Origin of the sequence: Catellatospora chokoriensis (assembly GCF_011297315.1) — a bacterium.
GTDB classification, from domain to species: domain Bacteria; phylum Actinomycetota; class Actinomycetes; order Mycobacteriales; family Micromonosporaceae; genus Catellatospora; species Catellatospora citrea.
Genome location: NZ_JAAOTI010000010.1, coordinates 238224 through 258517 on the forward strand (window position 1 = coordinate 238224; position 20294 = coordinate 258517).

At 73.3% G+C, this 20294-nt stretch carries 18 protein-coding genes, 1 tRNA gene and 1 pseudogene; 14 read left to right on the forward strand and 6 right to left on the reverse strand.

The window, feature by feature from the left end:
* Window positions 1-31: 31 nt before the first annotated feature.
* Window positions 32-517 carry a DUF2231 domain-containing protein gene (locus HAV39_RS17360; protein ID WP_191840223.1) on the forward strand — a complete coding sequence of 162 codons (486 nt, stop codon included), beginning with the start codon at window positions 32-34 and terminating at the stop codon, window positions 515-517.
* A 4-nt stretch (window positions 518-521) separates the two neighbouring features.
* On the opposite strand, the gene HAV39_RS17365 is transcribed toward HAV39_RS17360, so the two are convergent.
* Window positions 522-809, reverse strand: coding sequence for a translation initiation factor 2 (locus HAV39_RS17365; protein ID WP_191840224.1), 288 nt, complete (start codon window positions 807-809; stop codon window positions 522-524).
* A 122-nt stretch (window positions 810-931) separates the two neighbouring features.
* Here HAV39_RS17365 and HAV39_RS17370 point away from each other — a divergent pair, with 122 nt between their 5' ends.
* Both HAV39_RS17370 and HAV39_RS42705 read left to right on the forward strand, forming a co-directional pair.
* On the forward strand, window positions 932-1105 hold the full coding sequence (locus HAV39_RS17370) for a hypothetical protein (RefSeq protein ID WP_191840225.1): 174 nt from the start codon (window positions 932-934) through the stop codon (window positions 1103-1105).
* A gap of 80 nt (window positions 1106-1185) precedes the next feature.
* Window positions 1186-1347, forward strand: a complete 162-nt coding sequence (locus HAV39_RS42705) for a hypothetical protein (protein ID WP_239120514.1) — start codon at window positions 1186-1188, stop codon at window positions 1345-1347.
* Window positions 1348-1409: 62 nt separating this feature from the next.
* Here the strand turns inward: HAV39_RS42705 and HAV39_RS42710 are convergent.
* Window positions 1410-1520 (reverse strand): annotated as a pseudogene (locus tag HAV39_RS42710) (FmdB family zinc ribbon protein); the annotation flags it as partial.
* Between the two features lie 154 nt (window positions 1521-1674).
* Window positions 1675-2286, reverse strand: coding sequence for a 5-formyltetrahydrofolate cyclo-ligase (locus HAV39_RS17380; RefSeq protein WP_191840227.1), 612 nt, complete (start codon window positions 2284-2286; stop codon window positions 1675-1677).
* A gap of 86 nt (window positions 2287-2372) precedes the next feature.
* Between HAV39_RS17380 and HAV39_RS17385 the strand changes: the two genes are divergently transcribed.
* From HAV39_RS17385 to HAV39_RS17410, 6 genes are all read left to right on the forward strand, one after another.
* Entirely contained in the window at window positions 2373-4862 is a 2490-nt protein-coding gene (locus HAV39_RS17385; RefSeq protein WP_239120498.1) for a GGDEF domain-containing protein, read from the forward strand.
* Window positions 4863-4871: 9 nt separating this feature from the next.
* A complete protein-coding gene (locus HAV39_RS17390) occupies window positions 4872-5822 on the forward strand; it encodes a UTP--glucose-1-phosphate uridylyltransferase (RefSeq protein ID WP_120317986.1) in 951 nt (316 codons plus the stop codon).
* Between the two features lies 1 nt (window position 5823).
* Window positions 5824-7128, forward strand: coding sequence for a molybdopterin molybdotransferase MoeA (locus tag HAV39_RS17395; protein WP_191840228.1), 1305 nt, complete (start codon window positions 5824-5826; stop codon window positions 7126-7128).
* Between the two features lie 31 nt (window positions 7129-7159).
* On the forward strand, window positions 7160-7786 hold the full coding sequence (locus HAV39_RS17400; protein WP_191840229.1) for a GNAT family N-acetyltransferase: 627 nt from the start codon (window positions 7160-7162) through the stop codon (window positions 7784-7786).
* Between the two features lie 195 nt (window positions 7787-7981).
* Window positions 7982-8740: a divisome protein SepX/GlpR gene (gene sepX, locus HAV39_RS17405; protein WP_191840230.1), complete on the forward strand. Its 759-nt coding sequence runs from the start codon at window positions 7982-7984 to the stop codon at window positions 8738-8740.
* 171 nt (window positions 8741-8911) lie between these two features.
* A tRNA-Ala gene (locus HAV39_RS17410) sits at window positions 8912-8988 on the forward strand.
* 122 nt (window positions 8989-9110) lie between these two features.
* On the opposite strand, the gene HAV39_RS17415 is transcribed toward HAV39_RS17410, so the two are convergent.
* Window positions 9111-10637 carry a dolichyl-phosphate-mannose--protein mannosyltransferase gene (locus HAV39_RS17415; RefSeq protein WP_191840231.1) on the reverse strand — a complete coding sequence of 509 codons (1527 nt, stop codon included), beginning with the start codon at window positions 10635-10637 and terminating at the stop codon, window positions 9111-9113.
* An 84-nt stretch (window positions 10638-10721) separates the two neighbouring features.
* On the opposite strand from HAV39_RS17415, the gene rsmI reads away from it, so the two are divergent.
* On the forward strand, window positions 10722-11552 hold the full coding sequence (gene rsmI, locus HAV39_RS17420) for a 16S rRNA (cytidine(1402)-2'-O)-methyltransferase (protein ID WP_191840232.1): 831 nt from the start codon (window positions 10722-10724) through the stop codon (window positions 11550-11552).
* Window positions 11553-11768: 216 nt separating this feature from the next.
* Here the strand turns inward: rsmI and HAV39_RS17425 are convergent, their stop codons facing one another.
* On the reverse strand, window positions 11769-13709 hold the full coding sequence (locus HAV39_RS17425) for a hypothetical protein (protein WP_191840233.1): 1941 nt from the start codon (window positions 13707-13709) through the stop codon (window positions 11769-11771).
* 112 nt (window positions 13710-13821) lie between these two features.
* On the opposite strand from HAV39_RS17425, the gene metG reads away from it, so the two are divergent.
* Window positions 13822-15597, forward strand: coding sequence for a methionine--tRNA ligase (metG, locus tag HAV39_RS17430; protein ID WP_191840234.1), 1776 nt, complete (start codon window positions 13822-13824; stop codon window positions 15595-15597).
* Here metG and HAV39_RS17435 read toward each other — a convergent pair.
* A complete protein-coding gene (locus HAV39_RS17435; protein WP_239120497.1) occupies window positions 15594-16826 on the reverse strand; it encodes a hypothetical protein in 1233 nt (410 codons plus the stop codon). The genes metG and HAV39_RS17435 overlap by 4 nt on opposite strands.
* Window positions 16827-17014: 188 nt before the next feature.
* On the opposite strand from HAV39_RS17435, the gene HAV39_RS17440 reads away from it, so the two are divergent.
* Genes HAV39_RS17440 through rsmA form a run of 3 tightly spaced genes read left to right on the forward strand, consistent with a single transcriptional unit; the run spans window position 17015 to window position 20151 of the window.
* Entirely contained in the window at window positions 17015-17869 is an 855-nt protein-coding gene (locus HAV39_RS17440) for a TatD family hydrolase (protein ID WP_191840235.1), read from the forward strand.
* 30 nt (window positions 17870-17899) lie between these two features.
* Window positions 17900-19237, forward strand: a complete 1338-nt coding sequence (locus tag HAV39_RS17445) for a cytochrome P450 (protein WP_191840236.1) — start codon at window positions 17900-17902, stop codon at window positions 19235-19237.
* Between the two features lie 56 nt (window positions 19238-19293).
* Complete coding sequence (gene rsmA, locus HAV39_RS17450; protein ID WP_239120496.1) at window positions 19294-20151, forward strand: 16S rRNA (adenine(1518)-N(6)/adenine(1519)-N(6))-dimethyltransferase RsmA; 858 nt, start codon at window positions 19294-19296, stop codon at window positions 20149-20151.
* The last annotated feature ends 143 nt before the right edge of the window (window positions 20152-20294 follow it).

Genomic DNA, 20294 nt, shown 5'->3' on the forward strand with positions numbered 1-20294 from the left:
GTACGCACCCCGGAATCCATGTGGAGGCACAGTGTTCTCCGAACTGCTCGGCCTGCCGGCTCACCCCCTGCTCGTGCACGCCGCAGTCGTGTTCGCCCCACTGCTGATCGTCGGCGTGGTGGTCTATTCGTTCGCCCCGGCGGTGCGCCGCTACATCGGCTGGGCCGTGCTGCTGCTCGGCGTGGGCGCGCCCATCGCGCTGTGGTTCGCGCGCCAGAGCGGCGAGGCGCTGTTCACGACGCTGGTCGAGAAGGGCTACCCGCCGCAGATCCTCGCCCAGGTGGACCTGCACAAGGACTACGGCGACGCGGCGGCCTGGGCGGGCACCCTGCTGGGCGTCCTGGCGATCGCGCTGGTGCTCTTCACCCACTCGGCCGCGAAGAAGCCGTCGACCAGCGGCTCCCGCGCCACGGGCTGGGCCCTGATCGCGTTGAACCTGCTCGCCGCCGGGGCCACCGGCTACTACGTCTTCAAGACCGGCGACACCGGCGCCCACGCGGTCTGGAGCACCATCTGACCGGTCAGGTCCGCCACTGCACGCAGGCGATGAGGATCAGCACGACGCCTGCGGCGATGCCGAGCGCGTTGGTGAAGCGGTCCGCGCGCTCCTCGGCGAGGTCGATCGCGTCGTGGTCCAGCTCGGGCAGCCGTCGCGGGACGACGGTGCGCGGGGTGACCTCCGGATGCCAGCCCGGCGGGGGCGGCACTGCGGGCGGCGGCCCCGGATACGCGGCGGCGGCATGCTCGGCGTCGGCTCCGCCGGCGGACGGCGCGGGCCTGCGCCACTGATCGTCGGCGGGCCGGTTCACGACGACCGGCCCCGGAAGCGGCGCGAGCCCCGCCCGTGCCGTCCGGCGGGGGCGGAGCTCGCGTGGTCGAGGCCGTGGAGGCGGGCCGCCGGACGCGGCGAGCCTGGTCCTATGCTGCTGGGGTGAGCACTGAGGCTGACTTCGGCGGGCGCGACGACGACCGGGTGGTGGAGCTCGAGGACGACGCGCCCGTGCTGCCCGACCAGACCCGTGAGGACACGGACCGGGGCTGGGGCGAGCGGTCGTGGAGCAACGACGACCGGCTGCGCGACGAGCGCCCGCCGCACTGGGACTGACCGCCGGCTACAGCGGGGGCGGGGCTGGCGCACCGCCGTACTATAGCGCGGAAACGGACATTGCGGGCGAAGCTCAGGAAGTGCTGCTGCTCGCGGTCGACGACGAGGTGCTCTTCGCCGGCGTGCTGCTGCTCGACGAGGAGCTGCCGCCGCTGGTGGAGCTGCTCGACGCGGAGGTCGAGGAGCTGCCGGACGCCGCCGGAGCCGTGCCGGTGCCGCTGCCACGCGAGTCGGTGCGGTAGAAGCCGGAGCCCTTGAAGACCACGCCGACCGAGGAGAACAGCTTGCGCAGAGTGCCCTCGCACGTCGGGCACTCGGTCAGCGGCTCGTCCGCGAAGGACTGCACGGCCTCCAGCTGGTGACCGCAAGCGGTGCAGGCGTACTGGTAGGTGGGCACGTTCCCCTCCATGATCATTACTGGCACTCGGGTATACCGAGTGCTAATAGTGCCTGACCGCCCTACGGGGTGCCAAGTAGCTGTCGCCGATCACACTTTCCATGCCTTCTCCTCGCTGCGCTCGTCGGCGGCATCACAAACCGCTAATTCGTTCGCTTCGCTCGCTCACGTGTCAGCCGGGAATGCGCCGCAGACCGCTCGGCGTGAGCGCGCCGCCCACCCGCTGGTCGTGCCCCTCGGCGGGCACCTCGTCGAGCAGCTCGCCGTCGTACAGCAGGGCGATCACCGGTGTGCCCGGGGCGACCCTGGCCAGCGCCCGGTCGTAGCTGCCGCCGCCGCGGCCCAGCCGCGCGCCGCGCCGGTCCACCGCGACCGCGGGGACCAGCACCAGATCAGCCATGGTGATGCCGGTCACGCCGGTGCGCGGGCCGGTCGGCTCGCGCAGGCCCATCGTCGCTGGCGCGAGCGAGCCCGGCCCGGTGTACTCGGCCCAGTCGAGATCGCGGTCGGGCCGCAGCACCGGCAGCAGCACCCGGGCCACGCCGGGCGTGGCCGCGAGCCGGTCCGGCAGGTCCGGGCCGCCGGGTTCGCCGGTCATCGGCACGTACGCGCACACCGTCAGCGCCGCGTCCGGCGCGATCAGTTCCGGCAGCGACCCCGCCAGCGCGGCATCCGCCCTGGCGACGGCCGCCGGAGTCAGCGCGCGGCGGGCCGCCAGAACCGCGGCGCGGACCGCGCGCTTGGCCGACGCGGACGTCACTGAAGAAACGGAATATTCACTCATAACGTCCCCAGGTTGTACAAGCGTCGCATCCTAGCGCGGCGTTGGCCGTTGACTCCGATGACTTCACCGCCGCCGAGGGGGAAAGTGTGACACTGCGCGCACGGCTCACCACCGCCTTCCTGGCGGTGGTCCTCAGCCCCGTTCTGCTCGGCGCCTTCTTCGTCGGCACCATGGTCAGCAAGCTGTCCCACGAACGTGCCACCGAGCGGCTGGCCGTGGCCGCCGGCTCGGTGCGCACGTCGGTCGGCGCGCTCTGCGGCCAGCTGCGCGCCGTCGCCGAGGGCGTCGCCGCCGCACCCACCGACCAGCGCCTGGCCACCGCCGAGCGCATGGTCGCCGCGGGCCTCGCGGGCGGCGTGCACATCGACACCGGCGTCGACGGCGCCACCACCGCCCAGGCCCCGGCCCCGCCGTGGGCCGACTGTGCGGGCCCGGACCCGCAGGTGCGCCCGGACGCGGTGGCCGGATTCGAGGCGCTGTCGGCCCGGGTGCCGCTGGCCGGCCCGAACGGCGAGCCGACCGGCACCGTCTCGGCCGCCCTCACCGTGGACGGCGACCTGATCCGCCGGCTGGCCCAGGCCAGCGGCGCCCAGCTGACCCTGCTGCCCGGCACCGGTGTCCCGGCGGGCGCGGCGGCGGATCCGGACGCGGCCACCGACCCGGACCTGGCGACCGACGCGGACGGCGGCCTGGGCGAGCCAGGGGCCGGTGACGCCCTCGACGGCGATGCCACCGACGGCGACCTCACCGGCGGCGACGCGGAGGACGGGGCGGGCGGCATCGGCGGGATGCCCGGCGCCGTGCCCGGCGGCATCGGCGCGCAGCCCGGCCCGGCGGCGGGGCAGCCCGGCGACCTCACCGGCGGCGCACTGCCCGTCGACCCGACCGCCGACGGCCCCGGCACGAACGAGGTCGTCGCGGCCGGACCGCACGAGCCGGCGGCCGGCGGGTCGGTCGGCGAGGAGTTCGGCCAGGAGGTCGACCTCGCGCCCGCGCCCGAGGAGCCGGGCGGCGGCGGGCCGGTGCACACCACGATGCTCGGCGCGGACGCGGCGACCATCAGCGCGTACGGGGGCAAGCTGGGCGACGGCGCGACCGGCTCGGCCGACAACGGGCACCTCGTGGCACGGGTCGGTCCTGTCGCCGGGGAGCCGCTGCCGCTCGCGGTCTCACTGCCCGCAAGGCCGCCGACCGGCCTCTACCTGCTGCTCACCCTCGTCGTCCTGATCACCGCCGGGGTGGCCGTGACGGTCGCCTGGTGGCTGGCGAAGACCGCCACCGAGCCCGTGGTGGAGCTGGCCGCGGCCGCCGACCGGGTCGCCGGGGGCGACCTGGACGCCCGGGTGCCGGTACGCGGCAACGACGAGATCGCCCGGATGGCCACCGCGTTCAACCACATGACCCGCGAGCTGCACACCTACGTGGCGGCGCTGACGGCCAGCCGGGACCAGTTGCGCGGGCACCTGGGCGTGCTCGGCGACACCCTGTCCAGCACCCACGACCTGGACCGCATCCTGCGCGTCATCCTGCAGACCGCCCGGCACGCCACCGGCGCGTCGGCCGGCATGGTGCTGCTGGCCGACCCGGCCACCGGCGCGCTGGTCGGCCAGTGCACCGAGGGCCTGCCCGAGCAGTGGACCACCGGCGAGCGGGGCACCCTGCGGGTGCCGTACGGGCTGGGGCTGACCGGCCTGGTCGCGGCCACCGGCGTGCCCCGGCTGGGCCGTGTCGAGCGGGACGGGCCGCGGCTGGACCCGGGCGAACCGGACTGCCGTACGTACATGGTGGTGCCCTTCTCGGCGCCGGGGCTGGGCGAGGCCAACTCGTTCCCGCAGCCCGGGGCGCTGCCCGCGGCGCGCGGCGTGCTGGCCCTCTACGACCGGCTGGGCCGCGACGAGTTCGACGACTCCGATCTGGTCACCCTGCGCACGTTCGCCGGGCAGGCCGCGGTCGCCGTGGACAACGTGCGGGTGCACGAGGAGGCGCAGCGGCTGTCGGTGACCGACCCGCTCACCGGGCTGTTCAACTACCGCTCGCTGCGCGAGTCGCTGCGGCGGGAGTCCGAGCGGGCCGTCCGCTTCGGCCGCCGGCTGTGCGTGCTCGCCCTGGACCTGGACCGGTTCAAGGAGATCAACGACACCTACGGCCACGCCGCCGGGGACGCCGTGCTGGCCGAGTTCGCCCAGCGCATCCGGTACGAGATCCGCGAGGTCGACGTGGCCTTCCGGCACGGCGGCGAGGAGTTCGTGGTGCTGCTGCCGGAGACCGACGAGGTGGGCGGCGTCGCCGTGGCCGAACGGCTGTGCGAGTCGGTGCGCCGCGAGCCGATCATCGTGCCGGCCCGCGACGGCGGACCGGACCTGTACGTCAACATCACGGTCTCCATCGGACTCGCCGTGCTGCCCGACCACGGGCAGCAGGGCGCCGGGGTGCTCCAGGCCGCCGACGAGGCCCTGTATGCCGCCAAGGCGGCCGGGCGGGACACGTTCCAGGTAGCGCTGCCCGGCGGCGTCCTGTGCCCATCCGGCGGCGCGTCGAGCAGCCCACAGGCCCCTCGACAGGCTCGGGGCCGTTAGTCTCGCGACATGTCGGCTCACACCCCCCACGCACAAGCGCACGGTCAGCGGGCCACCAAGGCGGTCATTCCCGCGGCCGGACTGGCGACCCGGTTCCTCCCGGCCACCAAAGCGGTGCCCAAGGAGCTGCTACCCGTCGTAGACCGGCCCGTTCTCCAGTACATCGTGGAGGAGGCGTCGCGCTCAGGCATCAACGACGTCCTGCTCATCACGGGTCGTGGCAAGACCAGCATGGTCGACCACTTCGACCGCCAGCCCTACCTGGAGGCGCGGCTGGAGGCCAAGGGCGACCTGGAGCGCCTGGCTGCGGTCCGCGGCACCTCAGAACTGGCCGAGATCTACACCTGCCGCCAGGGCGAGCCGCTCGGCCTGGGCCACGCGGTCTCCTACGCGGAGTCCCACGTGGGCGACGCCCCGTTCGCGGTGCTGCTCGGTGACGAGTTCACCGAGGAGTCGCAGCCGCTGCTGCCGCAGATGATCGACCTGCAGTCGCGCACCGGCGGCATCGTGCTGGCGTTCATCGAGATCCCCGAGGACCAGGTCAACCGGTACGGCATCGCCTCGGTGTCCGACGCCGGTCCCGAGTACGCCGACGTCGAGAACGTCGTGCGGGTCACCGGCCTGGTCGAGAAGCCGGCCCGCGGACAGGCCCCGAGCAACCTGGCCGTCGTCGGCCGCTACGTGCTGCCCGGCACCATCTTCGACGCGATCCGGCGCACCAAGCCGGGCAGCGGCGGCGAGATCCAGCTGACCGACGCGATGGCGCTGCTGCTCGCCGAGGGCACCCCGGTGCACGGCATCGTGTACCGCGGGCACCGCTACGACACCGGCATGCCGCTGGGTTACCTGCAGGCTGTCGTACAGCTGGCCAGCGAGCGCGACGACCTCGGCCCCGCCTTCACGGAGTGGCTGAAGTCCTTCGTCGCGGGCCTCGACGGCAATGCGGGGAAGGCCGCCTGACATGACCGCCACGGTCAGGTCCACTCCGGACCCCGTCCATCTCGACGCGGCAGCGGCCGCGGGCGAGCTGACGCCACTCGCCGACTACCTGGGCAGCGTGCTGCGCAGGCTGCGGGCGCTGCCGGCGTTGGATCTGGACCTGACCCAGGCGCACGGCAACGTGCTGGCCGACAACGTGCTGGCGACCCACCCGTACCCGGCCTTCGACCAGGCCGCGATCGACGGGTACGCGGCGCGGTCCGAGGACATCGCCGCGGCGGCGGCCGGGCGGCCCGCGCGGCTGAACGTGGTGGGCGACCTCGCCGCGTCCAGCTGGCGGCCGGCCCGGCTCACGCCCGGCACCTGCTTCTCGGTGGCCGCCGGAGCGGCGCTGCCGCAGGCCGCCGACGTGGTGGTGCCGATCCGCTGGACCGACCAGGGCATGGCCTCGGTCGAGGTGCACCACCCCGCCAAGCGCGGCTACGGCGTACGCCGCGCCGGCGAGATCGTCACCGAGGGCATGGTGCTGGCGCGAGCGGGCACCTCGGTGACCCCGGCCCTGGTCGGGGCGCTGGCCGCCAGCGGGATCGGGCACGTGATCGTGCGGCCCAGCCCGCGCGTCGTGATCGTGTCCACCGGCGACGAACTCGTCGAGGCGGGCCGGGTCTCGCAGCCCGGCCAGGTCGTCGACGTCAACTCGCACGCGCTCACCGCGGCCACCGCGGAGGCCGGCGCGCACGCGTACCGCGTCGGGATCTGCGACGACGACCCGGAGGCGCTGCGCGCGCTGCTGGAGGACCAGACGCTGCGCGCGGATCTGATCATCACCACCGGCGGTTCCGGCACCGGGCCGGGCGACATGGTGCGGCGCATCCTGTCGCGCCGCGACGGCAGCCGGGCGGGCATGGTGACCTTCACCGACGTGTCGCTCTACCCGTGCGGCACCCTCGGCTTCGGCACCGTCGGCAGCGCCGAGGAGGTGCCGATCGTCTGCCTGCCCGGCGAGCCCGGAGCCGCGCTGATCGGCTTCGAGGTGCTGGCCCGGCCCGTGATCCAGGTGCTGGCCGGGGCCGAGCCGGTGTTCCGGCCGTCGGTGCGCGGCCACCTGCTGGAGACCGTCGCGTCGCCCGGCGGGCTGCGCGAGTTCCGCCCGGCGCTGGTGGCCGAGCGCCGCGGTGGCGGATACACGGTGCAGCCGCTGCCGGGCGGTGCCCGTACCCTGGCCGGTATGGCCGAGGCTAACGGACTACTGGTGCTGGGTGAGCGGGTGACCAGCGCGGCCGCGGGCTCCACCGTGGACGTGCTGCTGCTGGACCGCCGGCGATGACGGGGCGAAGCGAGCACAGCGAGGAGAGGGCATGAGCGGCGCGGTGGGTTATCCCGCGGTGCTCACCGACGGGGACATCGTGCTGCGGCCGTACCGGCGGGGCGACGCCGGCTCGTGGGTCGAGGTGCGCACCTACAACGAGGCCTGGCTGCGGCAATGGGAGGCCACACCGCCCGCGGCCTGGTCCGAGCTGAACTCGACCGCCGCGTTCCACATGATCCGGCGAGCCATGCGCCGCGGCGCCCGCGAGGGCGAGTCGATGCCGTTCGCGATCTGCCTGCGCGACCGCGGCCGGGAGCGCCTGGTCGGGCACATCAACCTGGGCAGCATCGTGCGCCGGGCGTTCTCCTCGGCGTACTGCGGCTACTGGATCGACTCGCGGGTCGCCGGGCGCGGCATCATGCCCACGGCGCTCGCGCTCGTCGTCGACCACGCGTTCGGGCCGGGCCGGCTGCACCGCGTGGAGGTCAACATCCGGCCGGAGAACAAGCCCAGCCGTCGCGTGGTGGAGAAGCTCGGCTTCCGCGAGGAGGGCTACCACCCGCACTACATGTTCATCGACGGCGCTTGGCGTGATCACATCGGATACGCGCTGACCTGGGAGGACGTGGCCTCCGACGGTGGCCTGCTGGCCCGCTGGCGGCGTCGGCGCGGCTGAACCGGACTTCACCTTCGTACGGTGTGGCGTTACGCGATCACGTGATCACGAACGTAGGCTCCCCTCACTGGAAGTCTTACGGTGACCGATCGATAGGCCGGCCGCCGTACCAAGGGTGACGCCGGTGGCCAGTCCACGGCGGTCCGCCGACCGGCGGGCTGCGGGGAGGAGTCGTCGGCGCAGGGAGGGGAGAGGGTGCCGACCTCGGTGCTCCTCGCCGTCCTCGCTGCTGCGGGCCTGCTCGCTCTCGCTCCGGCGCTGGTGCGCCGGTACGACGCCACCGAGCGGCTGGTGGCCGAGCGGGCGATCTCAACCGCGCGCGTGCTGTCGCGCCGGCGGCGCCGCCGCACCGTGCCCGGCCGGCGGCCGATCCGCCCGCCACGGGCACTGTGCACCGCCCCCGTCTCCGCGCCACCGGCGTCCGGCAATGGCCCGTCCCGCACCCCGCTGCGCCTGGTCGGCCAGGCCGAGCGGGCCAAGGCCAAGCCGCGTCGGCGGCACCGCCCGGCCGTGTACCGCCGCCGGCGGCTGCTCGCCGGGCTGGTGCTGCTGAACCTGGTGCAGCTGGCCGGTGTCGCGCTGGTCAGCCCCGGGTTCCTGATCAGCGTGTCGGTGACCGGCTCGGCCCTGCTGCTGTACGTCGCCCACCTGCGCGGCCAGGCGCTGCGGCTGGCCCGCCGCCGCCGCGCCGAGGAGCGCCAGGCACAGTGGCTCGCCGAGCAGCAGGCGCAGGTCCGCCTCGCCCAGCGCCGCCGCGCCCTGGCCCGCCGCGAGGCCGCCCGGCTGCTCCAGGAGGAGCTGCTGCGGGCCCAGGAGCAGCTGGCCGCCCTGCAGGCCCAGGCCGAGACCCTGGCAGCCGAGGCGCCTCCGCCGCCCCGGGTGGCCACCATCTCCTACCGCGGCCGCCAGGCCGGGGTACGCGGCAAGCCGTACCACGCCGGCCCGGCCGCCTGACCCCTTCCCCGGCGCGTCGAGCTCGCCGTTTCGGGTCGGAAGGTGTGGTGGGGCCGCAGGTTCCGACCCGAAACACCGATCTCCGGACGTGACCCACGACGCACCGGGTATGGATTCGCGATCGTTCCGCGGACCTGCTAACCTTGGCCGGTCCGTTACGCGGACCGACTCGGGGACGTGGCGCAGCCCGGTAGCGCACCTCGTTCGCATCGAGGGGGTCAGGGGTTCGAATCCCCTCGTCTCCACCAGAGTCAGAGGCCGTCTCTCCTAGGAGAGACGGCCTCTTCGTTTCCCGGAACACCCCGGTCCCGCCAGGCGGAGACGGCGAAGGCCCGTGGCGGCGTGCCACGGGCCTTCGTGCGGTCGGCGATCAGATCCAGTTGTTGCCGAGGAGCATGCGTCGCTGCCAGTCCACGTAGGGGATCGACTCGCCCGTGTAGATCGGGTAGAAGAGCGCGAACATGATTACGACGAGCAGCACGAACAGGCCCAGCGCGACCGTGCCGATGAACTGCCTGTTCTCGTTCTGCGGCAGTCCCGGCGGCGAGGTCATGATCGCGCCGAAGACGAACACCACGGCCAGGATCAGGAACGGCTCGGCCGGCATGGCGTAGAAGTAGAACATCGTGCGGTTCGGGAAGAAGAACCACGGGATCAGCGCGGCACCCGCCATCGCCAGGATGGCCCCGGCGCGCCAGTCGCGGCGGGCGAAGCCGAACCACAGGGTCGCGCCCAGCGCGGGCAGGAAACTCCACCACAGCAGCGGCGTGCCCAGCAGCAGCACCTCGGCCGCGCACTGCTCCACCCCGCAGCCGGGGTCCCCGGACCAGTAGAAGGCCACCGGACGCCCCAGCAGCAGCCACTGGATCGGCGCCCACGGGCCCGCCGACTGGTACGTGTGCTCGGAGCTGAGGCCTTCGTGGAAGCGCAGCGCCTCCTGGTGGTAGTGCAACAGGCTGCTGAACCAGTTCGGTGACCAGTTGCGGTAGTAACCGCCGTCGGTGAGGATCCAGCCGCTCCAGCTCGCCAGGTAGACGCCCAGCACGATCGGGATGCAGGCCAGCACCCACAGGCCTTCGTCGAGGATGGCGTCGCGGATCGGGTGGCGCACCCCGGCACTGCGCCGGGCGCCCACCTCCCACCAGATCACCAGCAGCGCGAACACCGGCAGGAAGGCCAGCGCCGACCACTTGACGGCCAGGGCGCAGCCCAGCAGCACCGCCGTGGCCAGCCGCCACCACGGCACCGCGAACGCCGGGCGACTGCTGCGGCCCTTCCCGTGCGGGTCGCCGCCGCCCTCGACGAAGCGCAGCCACCGCAGGCGGCGCTGATCACGGTCGAGGACCAGCGCGCCGAACGCGGCCAGCAGGAAGAACATGAGGAACAGATCGAGCAGGGCGGTGCGCGACAGCACGAAGTGCATGCCGTCGAAGGCCATCAGCAGGCCCGCCGCGCCGCCCAGCACCACCGAGCCGAACAAACGCATGGCGATGCGGGTGAACATCAGCACCGAGATGGTGCCGAACACCGCCGCGGACAGCCGCCAGCCCGCCTCGTTGTACCCGAGGACCTGCTCACCCAGCCCGATGATCCACTTGCCGAGCGGGGGATGCACCACGTAACCGGCCGTGGCGTTCTTCTCGTCCCACTCGAACCCCTTCTCCCACAGCCAGTGGGCGTCGGTGGCGTAGTAGGTCTCGTCGAAGATCTTGCCCGGCGGCTTCGCCAGGTTGTACAGGCGCAGCACGCCCGCCAGAAAGGTGACCGCCAGCGCGGCCAGCCACGCGTACGGGCTCAGCCGCTGCTCAAAGGGCAGCAGGCGGCGCCGAACGACATTGAGCACGTGCGGCTCGGAAGTGATGGGCGCCTGCGGGGGCGCCGTCGCCGTCTGGGTCACGCCAAGGATCGTAGGCTGAAAAACTCGGAAACCGTCGCCTGAGTTCACGGTGATCGGCAAAAACGTATCGAAGGCAGGGGACAGATGGCGGAAGTCACCGGGTTGGTGCTGTGCGGCGCGCCGCTGGGCAACCCCGCGGACGCCTCGGCGCGGCTGCGCCAGGTGCTCACCGAGGTGGACCTGGTCGCCGCCGAGGACACCCGCCGGCTGCTCCGGCTGGCCCGCGACCTCGACGTCGTCATACCCGGCAAGATCGTTTCGTACTTCGAGGGCAACGAGGAGCGGCGTACCCCCGAGCTGGTCGACGCGATGCGCGACGGGCAGTCGGTGGCGCTGGTGACCGACGGCGGCATGCCCAGCGTCAGCGACCCCGGCTACCGGCTCGTCGCCGCGGCCCTGACGGCCGGGCTGCCGGTCACCTGCGCCCCCGGCCCCAGTGCCGTCACCACGGCGCTGGCGCTGTCCGGGCTGCCCTGCGACCGGTTCTGCTTCGAGGGCTTCCTGCCCCGCAAGGGCGGTGAGCGCCGCGCCCGGCTGGCCGCACTCGCGGCCGAGGAGCGCACCCTGGTCTTCTTCGAGTCCACGCACCGGGTCAAGGACACCCTCGCCGACCTCGTGGCGGCCTTCGGCGGCGACCGGGCCGCCGCCCTGTGCCGCGAGCTGACCAAGACCTACGAGGAGGTACGCCGCGCGCCGCTGGCCGAGCTCGCGGAGCTGGCGGAGGTCCGTGGCGAGATCACCCTGGTCGTCGCCGGGGCCGTGCCGAACACCGAGCGCCCCACCGACGAGCAGCTGATCGCCGAGGTCGCCGCGCACGTGGCCGCGGGCTCGTCCCGCCGGGACGCCGCCGCCGCCGTGGCCGCCGCCCACCACCTCCCCAAGCGCGACGTGTACGACCTCTCCACCCGCCGCTGACCGCCCCGCAGCCCCGCCACACCCCGGCCCCGCCTCGCTCGCCTCGCTCGCCTCGCTCGCCTCGCCCGCCTCCCCCGCGCCGCCCGCCCCGCGACCCGCGCCCGCGCCCATAGACGTTGGCCTATTACGTCGAGTTTGATCTACAAATACTCGACGTAATAGGCCAGCGTCTATGGAAAGCGGTGTGCGTGGGACGCTCGGTGTGCTGCGGTGGGGTCAGAAGGTGGCGGCGAGGAAGCCGATGGTGATGAGGAGGGGGCCGGCGAAGGAGAGGCCGACGGCGGCGAGGCGTTCGTGGCGCCCGGGCAGGCGCAGGGCGCCCGTGGCGAAGACGATGCATATCGAGCAGAACAGCACGATCGACAGCCCCACCATCCAGCGCAGGTGCAGACCGCCGGTGCCGTTGGTGACGTACGCCCGGTGGCTGCCGGCCCCGACCATGCGGGCCGGTGCGCTCAGCCCCTCGGCCTGTCCGGGCGGGCCGAGCACGCTGACCGAGTCGGCGGTGAAGTCCCGGGCCGGAGTGGCGAACTCGCCGACGCAGCGCTGCAGGAGCCCGCTGCCGGCGCAGCTGGTGACCGTCAGCGTGCCGGTCTTGCCGTGACCCACCGCGAGCCACAGCGGCTCCGCGCTGACCCAGCTGAAGAACGCGGCGACCAGCCCGAACAGGATCAGCAGCGGCATCGCGACACCGGCCCGCCGCGGTGGGCGGGGCCGCTTCGCCCGTTTGCGCGCCGGGGCGGCCTCCTGCCGACGGCGGCCGCCGTGCAGCCGGGGGTCGATCCAGCTCTCCCGCGGGACCTCCTGCACGGGCATGGTGAACGCCTCGGTCGGTGCGGAGGTCCCGGAAGCCTGGGTGTGCGGCACTCCCGCCGCCGTCGGCCGGTGCCCCGCGGCCAGCGGCGCGAGCGCAGAAACGGAGGCGGCAGCGGCACCGGGAGCGGGCAGTCCGCTGTCGCTGTCCGGCAGTTCGGCGTGACCGTCCTCCGGGTTCGCCAGGTCCACCGTGACGGCGTTGCGTGCTCCGCGCAGCTGGCCGGGCGCCGCCGCGGGCCGCTCGGGCACCGGGGGCGCCGCCAGGGCGGCTGAGGGCGCGTCGTCGGGCAGGGCGTACTGGTCGAACGGTTCGTCGGGGTCGGGGCGGCGCGTGGGCTCGCCTAGCCAGGACGGGTTCCGGCCACCGAGCTCCGGCAGGTCGAGGTCGAAGCCACCGGTCGGCTCGCCGAGCCAGGCGGGATTCGCGCGCCCCGACGTGTGCTCGGCTTCCGGGTCGGCGGCCGGGTCCTCGCCGAAGCCCACTGTGACGGGGTCGCCGGCCTGCGGCGATGCCCCTGTTTGAGGCGAGGCTGCGGTCTGTGGCCAGGATTCGGCCTGCGGCGATGCCCCGGTCTGCGGCGAGGCTTCGGCCTGTGGCCAGGCTCCGGTCTGTGGCCAGGATTCAGCCTGCGGCGATGCCCCGGTCTGCGGCGAGGCTTCGGCCTGCGGCCAGGATTCGGCCTGCGGCGATGGTGCGACGCCGTCCGGCAGGGGCATGCGGTCGGGCGCGGGGTCGGACTCCGCGGGCGGCGGTGCCGTGTCCGGTTCGGCGGCGCGCGCCTGCGCCGGGTCGGGCTCGACCTGCTGCGGCATCGCCGCGTCCGGTGCCGCGTCCGGTGCCGCGGGCTGGGGCGCTGCGGATTCGTGTACGGGGTGCTCGTGGGGTTCGGTCTGGCGGGCGTCGGGCGGTTCGGGCACGACCGGCCTTGCCCCGAGGTCCTCCGGCGCGGCCGGCGGCGACGCCGGCACACCCGCCACGATGCGCGGTGACACGGGCGCGTTCGCGACGGGCTGCGGTGACATGGGTACGCCCGCGACGACCTGCGGCGACGCCGGTACGCCGGCGACTGGCTGGGGTGATGCCGGCGCGACCGCGACGGGCTGCGGCGACGGGTGGGCGTTCACCACACGCGGTGCGGACGCCTGGTCGTCGGGGCGGCGCCACGGGGTGTCGGTGTCGGCGGGTGCGGACAGCGCCACCAGGCCGGGCGGCGGCGGGGCGACCAGCGTGCCGGGCCGGACGGGCCGGAAGGGGTGGGCCTCGTCGCGGGCGGGGGCCGCACCGGGCTCGACCCGCTGGTTGGGTTCATCGTGCGCGAGGCTGTCCACGTTATCCCTCATACCTGGTCATTTCACTCCAGTCGGACACCTGACAAGGGGATTTGCCGGGCGTGTCGTAAGAGGTGACAACCGGTGCATGGACCAGCGGCGGCCTTCACTACGCTGGTTAGTCATGAGTCACGTTCTCGCCGCGGTCGCCTGGCCTTATGCGAACGGCCCCCGCCACATCGGTCATGTCTCCGGTTTCGGAGTGCCCTCCGACGTCTTCAGCCGGTACATGCGCATGGCAGGCCACGACGTGCTCATGGTGTCGGGCACCGACGAGCACGGCACGCCGATCCAGGTGCAGGCCGACGCCGAGGGCATCACGCCCCGCGAGGCGGTCGACAAGTACAACCGCATGATCGTCGAGGATCTGCACGGGCTGGGCCTCGCCTACGACCTGTTCACCCGGACCACCACCCGCAACCACTACGCCGTGGTGCAGGAGCTGTTCACCGCCCTGTTCGACAACGGGTACGTGATCGCGAAGACCACCCAGGCCGCGATCTCCCCGTCGACCGGCCGCGGCCTGCCCGACCGGTACATCGAGGGCACCTGCCCGATCTGCGGCTACACCAGCGCCCGCGGTGACCAGTGCGACAACTGCGGCAACCAGCTGGACCCGATCGACCTGATCAACCCCAAGTCGAAGATCAACGGCGAGACGCCGGTGTTCGTCGACTCGGAGCACTACTTCCTGGACCTGTCCGCGTTCGCCGACGCGCTGGGCTCGTGGCTCGACACCCGCGAGGGCTGGCGGCCCAACGTGCTGCGCTTCTCCAAGAACCTGGTGGCCGACCTGCGGCCCCGCGCGATCACCCGGGACCTGGACTGGGGTGTGCCCATCCCGAAGGAGGGCTGGGACACCAAGCGCTTCTACGTCTGGTTCGACGCGGTCATCGGCTACCTGTCGGCCTCGATCGAGTGGGCCCGCCGCTCCGGCGACCCGGAGGCGTGGCGCAAGTGGTGGCAGTCCGAGGACGGCCGCTCGTACTACTTCATGGGCAAGGACAACATCGTCTTCCACTCGCTGATCTGGCCGGCGATCCTGCTCGGTTACGACGGCAAGGGCGACAAGGGCGGCAAGCCGGGCGAGCTCGGCGAGCTGGGCCTGCCCACCGAGGTGGTGTCCAGCGAGTACCTGACCATGGAGGGCCGCAAGTTCTCCTCCTCGCGCCGGGTCGTCATCTACGTGCGCGACTTCCTGGAGCGCTACGACGCCGACGCGCTGCGCTACTACATCGCGGTGGCCGGGCCGGAGACCACCGACACCGACTTCACCTGGGCCGAGTTCCTGCGCCGCAACAACGACGAGCTGGTCGCGGGCTGGGGCAACCTGGTCAACCGGACCGTCTCGATGGCGGTGAAGAACTTCGGCGCGGTGCCGATGGCCGGCAACCTCACGCCGGAGGACACCGCGCTGCTGGAGACGGTGCGCGGCGGCTTCGCGACGGTCGGCGGCCTGCTGGAGAACCACAAGCAGAAGGCCGCGATCAACGAGGCGATGCGCATCGTCGGCGAGGCCAACAAGTACCTGTCCGACCAGTCGCCGTGGAAGATCAAGGCGGAGGAGGACCGGCCCCGGCTGGCCACCATCCTGCACACCGCACTGCAGGCGATCACCGACTGCAACACGCTGCTGACGCCGTTCCTGCCGCACGCCGCGCAGAAGATCCACCTGCTGCTCGGCGGCGAGGGCGTGCACGCGCCGATGCCCGAGATCGTCGAGGTGTCCGATCTCGACGGCGGCCCCGGCTACCCCGTGCTGACCGGCGACTACACCGTCGGGGCCAGGTGGGAGCCGCGGGAGCTGCGCGCCGGCACGCCGCTGAGCGCGCCGACGCCGGTGTTCAAGAAGCTGGACCCGTCCATTGTGGACGAGGAGCTGGCCCGGCTGGAGAGCTAGAGCGGGTAGCGGATGTCGACGTCCTGGGCGTCGGTGACCTCGGTCGCCGGCGCCCACGCCTCGTACACGCCCCGTTCGTAGCACTGCGCGCCGAGCGCGGCCACGTTGGTCGGGTCGGGGCGGCACAGGCGCAGCCGGACCCAGGTGCTGTCGGCCCCGAGCACGGTGCAGGGCGCGCCGCGCCAGTGCGCGTAGCGGGTGCGCCGCAGCAGCGACTCGACCGGGTAGCGGGCGGCCCGGCTCATCGCCAGCACCCGGAACTCCTCCGGCGGGTCGGCGACGGCCTCGTACTCCTCGCCGCGGAACGTGCCGATCAGCCGGCTGAACACCGTCTCGGTGCGCGGGATCGGCAGGTACTCCTGGTCCGCGCTGATCTCGCGGAGCGGGTGCAGCAGCCGCCGCCACTGCGGGCCGACCAGGCGCAGCCAGCCGCGCTGCTCGGGCTGGAAGGTGTAGAGCACGATCTCGGTGCCGTCCGGCACGTACGCGACCAGCGCCGCGTGCGCGGGCAGGGGCAGGTCGGCGAAGTCCGCGGTGATCCACTCGGGGATCAGCTCGCTGCTGCTCGGCGCGAACCCGGTGCCGAGCACCGCCGCGCCGACCCGGTCGTGCGGCGGCATGGCCACCAGCCCGGCCACCGCGTCCCCGGCCGACGGCATGTAGTCGCGCGGGTCGACGGCCCGCCAGCGCAGCAGGTAGGCGACCTCGTCGGCCGGATCCTGGGCGCCGGTGCCGCCCGCGCCCAGCACCGCCAGCTCGGCGGGGGTGCGCAGGTGGGCGAGGTCCCACTCGCGGTAGCAGAAGCCGTGCGGCAGGCGCCCGCGCAGCAGCGCGGTCACACTGGTGGGGTTCAGCGGCATGACCATCCGGGTGCCCCGGCGCACGGTGGCGCTGGCCCGCACCGTGCCGACCAGCTCGGCAGCCTGCCGGTCACGCGGCGGGCGCTGGCTCAGCCGGTGCACGTGCTCCCAGCTCACGGCACGCGACAGCGGCGCGCACAGCGGTGACTCCGGGTGCGTCGCGGCCAGCTCCAGCGCGCCCGCGGCGACCTCGGCGGCCGGCACGAACCGGTGGTATGCCCACCGGCCCGGGTTGTCCATGCGCAGGAAGCCCGGCGCGGGCGTCTCGCTGAACAGCTCGTAGGCGGCGCCACCGGCGATCGCGTCCGCGGCGTAGGCGCGGCCGTCCACGAGAACCGTGCCGCGGTCGGTGTCATTGACGGTCGTCACGGGCTCTGACGCTAATCTCCGCGCGTGCCACCCAGGTGAACACCGCCTGAACAGAAGGCCGCGCGGAGGGTGATCGACCTCGCAGGAGCGGTGGCCGGGGGCCGGTTCCGGTGGCAGTGGTCAGACGGCCAGGTCATGGCAGCGCACCGGCGGCCTGACCGGTGCCGGGCGGGTGGGATCATGAGCAGGTGACGAACGATCGCGCCGCGCGGGCCGCCGAACGCCGCTGGGAGTCCTTCCCGCCCGCTCCGGAGGCACTGCCCCATCCCGTGCTGGACAGCCACACCCACCTCGACATCGTCGCCCAGGACGGCGGCGACCCGGCCACCCAGATCGACGCGGCCGCGAAGGTCGGCGTGGACCGGCTGGTGCAGGTGGGCGTCGACGTGGCCTCCTCGCGCTGGGGCGTGGCCTGCGCCACCGACCATGCGGCTGTCGTCGCCACCGTGGCGCTGCACCCGAACGAGGCCCCCCGGCTGTCCGACCTGGACGCCGCGCTGGCCGAGATCGCGGCGCTGGCGCAGGACCCGCGGGTGCGCGGCATCGGCGAGACGGGCCTGGACTTCTTCCGTACCGGGGAAGAAGGGTTGAAACCGCAGGAGCGCAGCTTCCGCGCCCACATCGCACTGGCCAAGCGGGTCGGCAAGCCGCTGGTCATCCACGACCGCGACGCCCACGCCGACATCCTGCGCGTGCTCGACGACGAGGGCGCGCCCGAGACGGTGGTGATGCACTGCTTCTCCGGCGACGAGGTGTTCGCCGCCGAGTGCGTGCGGCGCGGCTTCGTGCTGTCCTTCGCCGGTACGGTGACCTTCAAGAACGCGCCGCAGCTGCGCGCGGCGGCCGCGCTGACCCCGCCGGAGCAGATCCTGGTCGAGACGGACGCGCCCTACCTGACCCCGATGCCGCACCGCGGGCGACCCAACGCCTCCTACCTGATCCCGCTGACCGTGCGGGCGCTCGCCGAGGCCAAGGGCATGCCGCTGGCCGAGATGTGCCACGCGATCTCCGACACCGGGAACCGGGTCTTCGGCCCCTGGTGAGTGTCCCCGGGCGCGTCTAACCTCGTCGATGTGACGACGGAGACCATCCCCTCCCCGCCCGGCCTGCCGCTGCTCGGCAACCTGCGCGAGATGAATCGCGACATGCCGGGCTTCCTGCAGCGCACGGCCCGCACCACCGGGCCGGTGAGCCGGGTGCGGATGGGCCCGCTGTCCATGGTGCTCGTCGCCGATCCGCTGCTGGTGCACGAGATGCTGGTCAAGCGACCGCAGGAGTTCGCCAAGTCGTGGCGCACCACCCGGCTGCTGCAGGGCCACGTCGGCGACGGCCTGCTCACCCGCGAGGGCGTCGAGAACCGCCGGCACCGCCGGCTGGTGCTGCCGAGCCTGCACACCCAGCGCATCGCGCGCTACGGCGAGATCATGGTCGGCGAGTCGTTGCGCCTGCTCGGCTCCTGGGCCGACGGGCAGCGCATCGAGGTCGTCGAGGAGATGACGCGGTTGACGCTGCGCATCGTCGGGATGTCGCTGTTCACCGTGGACGACGACGGCGACGAGGTCTTCGCCGCGGTGCACGACTTCGTCAACTCGCTCAACGCATACCTGCTGTCCTTCGGGCTGCTGCCCGGCTGGCTGCCGACGAAGACCCACCGGTGGCGCAAGGCCAGCGTGGCCCGCATGGACCGGCTGTCGTACGAGCTGATCCGCCGCCGCCGTGAACGCGGCGGCGACGGCGGCGACCTGCTGTCGATGCTGATCAGCGCGAAGGACCCCGAGGGCGGCCCGGCGCTGACCGACACCGAGATCCGCGACGAGCTGCTGACCATGTTCTTCGCCGGACACGAGACCAGCGCGACGGCGTTGACCTGGGCGTGCTACGAGCTGGGCCGGCACCCCGAGATCGCCGACCGGCTGCGCGCCGAGGTCGCCGAGGTGCTGGGCGAGCGCCCCGCCACCATGGCCGACCTGCCGCACCTGCCCTACCTGGGCCAGGTCGTGAAGGAGACGCTGCGCCGCTGGCCGCCGGGCTGGCTGTTCGACCGCACCCCGGTCGCCGACACCCGTCTCGGCGGGCACACCGTCAAGGCGGGCCAGATCCTGTTCTTCAGCCCCTACGTGATCCACACCGACCCGGCGTACTGGCCCGATCCGGAGGAGTTCCGGCCCGAGCGGTTCGCGCCCGGGGCGGAGATCCCGCGCGAGGCGTACCTGCCGTTCGGCGACGGCCCGCGGATCTGCGTCGGCAACCGCTTCGCCGAGGCCGAGATCGCGCTGGTGCTGGCGACCCTGGTGCCCCGGGTCACCCTGGAGCCGGTCTCCGACCAGCCGGTGCAACTGTCCGGGCAGGCGACGATCCGGCCCAAGGGCGGCCTGCGGCTGACGGTGCGCACGCGCCGCCAGGGCGGGTGACGGCCGGCGGACGCACGCGCCGCGCCGCGGCCGGGCGCGGCCGATAGCCTGATGTCGTGACCGTTGAACAGGCAAGACTGCTCGGCCCGGCGGAGATCCGGGAGCTGGCCGCGCGGCTCGGCGTCGCGCCGACCAAGAAGCTCGGGCAGAACTTCCTGCACGACCCCAACACCATCCGGCGGATCGTGGCCGCCGCCGAGCTGGACCCGGCCGACGTCGCCGTCGAGGTCGGCCCCGGCCTGGGCTCGCTGACGCTGGGCCTGCTCCCGTTCGCGGCGCACGTGCACGCGGTCGAGATCGACCCGCCGCTGGCGGCGGCGCTCGGCACGACCGCCGCCGAGCGCGCTCCCGCCCTGGCCGACCGGCTGACCATCCACAATGGCGACGCCATGCGGATCACCGCGGCCGAGTTCGACCCGCCGCCCACGGCGCTGGTGGCGAACCTGCCGTACAACGTCGCGGTGCCGGTGGTGCTGCACCTGCTGGCCGAGCTGCCGGGCATCCGGCACGGGCTGGTCATGGTGCAGAAGGAGGTCGCCGACCGGCTCACCGCCGCGCCCGGCAGCAAGATCTACGGCATCCCGTCGGTGAAGCTGGCCTGGTACGCCTCGTCCCGGCAGGCGGGCAAGGTGCCGCCGGCGGTGTTCTGGCCGGTGCCCAACGTGGACTCGGGCCTGGTCTCGTTCACCCGGCGCGAGCCGCCCCGCGACGACGTGCCCCGCGACGCGGTGTTCGCGGTCGTCGACGCCGCGTTCGCGCAGCGCCGCAAGACGCTGCGGGCCGCGCTGGCCGGCTGGGCGGGCAGCGCACCGGCGGCCGAGGCCCTGCTCCGCAAGGCCGGCATCGACCCGTCCACCCGGGGCGAGCAGCTCGACGTGCACGCCTTCGCGGCCCTGGCCGCCGCGAAACTCTGACTTGCTGATAGATGTTGGCCTATCTGATCGAGTTTTGCTCTACGAAAACTCGATCAGATAGGCCAACGTCTACATAAGGGGAGGTCGGGGGGCCGCCCCACGGAGCGAGAAGCGGGGGGTGTGGGAGCGGGGTGCTGCGCCGC